Annotated in this window: 3 protein-coding genes; all 3 read left to right on the forward strand. The window is 69.8% G+C overall.

The features are described 5' to 3' along the window. The coding region (locus PROKR_RS05470) for a carbohydrate ABC transporter permease (protein ID WP_036960356.1) at nucleotides 1-916 on the forward strand (916 nt) is incomplete at its 5' end. Then, entirely contained in the window at nucleotides 913-1773 is an 861-nt protein-coding gene (locus tag PROKR_RS05475; RefSeq protein ID WP_051432704.1) for an ABC transporter permease subunit, read from the forward strand. The genes PROKR_RS05470 and PROKR_RS05475, both read left to right, overlap by 4 nt. Nucleotides 1774-1785: 12 nt before the next feature. Continuing rightward, the coding region (locus tag PROKR_RS05480; RefSeq protein ID WP_036960361.1) for a beta-L-arabinofuranosidase domain-containing protein at nucleotides 1786-2356 on the forward strand (571 nt) is incomplete at its 3' end.

Genomic DNA, 2356 nt, shown 5'->3' on the forward strand with positions numbered 1-2356 from the left:
GGACCGCACGCCGGCCGCCCGGCGGCGTCGTGGCCCGGCCGCGTCCCAATGGGCCGCCGTCGGCTTCGCCGCGCCGCTGCTCGCGTACCTGATCCTCTTCTACGCCTACCCGCTCCTGCGGAACATCGACCTCAGCGTCCACGACTACACGATCCGCGCGTTCGTCCAGGGCAACGCGGAGTTCGTCGGGTTCGACAAGTACGTCGAGGTGTTCACCTCGTCGACGTTCCCCACGGCGCTGTGGAACACCGCGGTCTTCACCGTCGTCTCGATCGTGTTCCAGTACGCGATCGGCCTGGCGCTGGCGGTCTTCTTCCGGTCCGGGTTCCAGCTCTCGGGCCTGCTGCGCGCGATGTTCCTCGTGCCGTGGCTGCTGCCGCTCATCGTGTCCGCCTCGACGTGGGCGTGGATGCTGAACAGCGAGAACGGCATCGTGAACTCGGTGCTCGGGGCGTTCGGCGTCGAGCAGATCAACTGGCTCACCTCGCCGGACACGGCGCTGCTGTCGGTGACCATCGCCAACATCTGGCTCGGCATCCCGTTCAACCTGGTCATCCTCTACTCCGGGCTGCAGAACATCCCCGGCGAGGTCTACGAGGCGGCGTCGCTCGACGGCGCGGGCCCGTGGAAGCAGTTCTGGAGCATCACGTTCCCGCTGCTGCGACCCGTGTCGGCCATCACGCTCCTGCTGGGGCTCATCTACACGCTCAAGGTCGTGGACGTCATCTGGATCATGACCACGGGCGGGCCGGGCGACGCGTCCACCACCCTCGCCATCTGGTCCTACCGGGAGGCGTTCGGGACCGGTCAGCCGGACTTCTCGCCCGCCGCCGCGGTCGGCAACCTGCTGATTCTCATCGCGCTGGTCTTCGGGTTTCTGCACCTGCGGCTCCAGCACCGTCAGGAGGACTCATGACCAGCCGGCCCACACCCCCGACGAGGAGCACCGTGCGGAGGACAGCACGCAAGCCCGCGTGGAAGACGGCGCTCGGAGTGTTCTTCACCCTCGTCATGCTCTTCCCCGTGTACTGGATGGTGAACGTCTCGTTCACCCAGACCCGTGACCTGCGGGCCGACCCGCCGCACTGGTTCCCGTGGGACCCCACGTTCGAGGGCTACCAGGCCGTGTTCTCCCAGCAGCTGCCCGCCCTAGGGACGAGCCTGCTGATCGGGCTGGGCTGCGTGGTGCTCACCGTGGCGATCGCGGCACCGGCCGGCTACGCACTGGCCCTGCTGCACCTGCGTGGCGGGCGCACGCTGAACTTCCTGCTGCTGGTCGCGCAGATGATCCCCGCCGTCGTCATGGCCATGGGCTTCTACGCGGTCTACAACAACCTCGGCCTGCTCAACACGGTGGGCGGGCTGATCGTGGCGGACTCGACGGTCGCGGTGCCGTTCGGCGTGCTGCTCTACACGGCGTTCATGTCCGGCATCCCGCGCGAGCTGCTCCAGGCGGCGCGGGTGGACGGCGCGGGCGCCTGGCGCACCTTCCGCTCGGTGGTGCTGCCGGTGAGCCGCAACTCGACTCTCACGGTCGCGCTGTTCGCCTTCCTGTGGGCCTGGTCCGACTTCATCTTCGCCTCGACCCTGAACCGCAACGGCGACCTGATCCCGATCACGCTGAGCATCTACAACTACATCGGCAACAACACCACGCAGTGGAACGCCATCATGGCCACGGCCGTGGTCGCGTCGGTGCCCGCGGCGATCCTGCTCGTCGTGGCCCAGCGCTACGTGGCGGCGGGCGTCACCGCCGGTGCCGTCAAGGACTGACGAAGGAACCCCGTGACAACTCATCTCTCGACGCCCCCGGCGTCGCCCGTCGTCCCGCCCGGCCCGCGCCGTGGGCTCGGCGTCGACGAGCTGCGGCTCGACGGCGGATTCTGGGGCACGCTCCAGGAGACGAACGCGCGCGCCACGCTGCGGCACTGCCTGGACTGGATGGAGCAGCTGGGCTGGCTGGGCAACTTCGACCGCGTCGCAGCGGGCACCACGGGCGGGGAACGGCCGGGCTGGCAGTTCTCCGACTCCGAGGTGTACAAGCTGCTGGAGGCCATGGCCTGGGAGTACGGCCGCACGGGCGACCCGGCGGTCGACGCCCTGCTGGGCAAGGTGGTGGACCGGGTGGCCGCGGCGCAGGACGCGGACGGCTACCTGAACACGTGCTTCGGCCACGCCGGGCAGGCCGGCCGGTACTCCGACCTGTCGACCGGGCACGAGCTGTACGTCACGGGCCACCTGCTGCAGGCAGCGGTCGCCCGGGTCCGGACGGTGGGGGCGGGCGATGCCCTGGTCGACGTCGCCCGCCGCGCCGCCGACCACGTGTGCCGCGAGTTCGGCGCCGAGGGGCGGGGCA

Origin of the sequence: Promicromonospora kroppenstedtii DSM 19349 (assembly GCF_000515355.1) — a bacterium.
GTDB classification, from domain to species: Bacteria; Actinomycetota; Actinomycetes; order Actinomycetales; family Cellulomonadaceae; genus Promicromonospora; species Promicromonospora kroppenstedtii.

Bases quoted from the DNA above. Each gene is read 5' to 3' on its own strand.
- PROKR_RS05475 (WP_051432704.1), top strand. From the start codon at position 913: ATGACCAGCCGGCCCACACCCCCGACGAGGAGCACCGTGCGGAGGACA.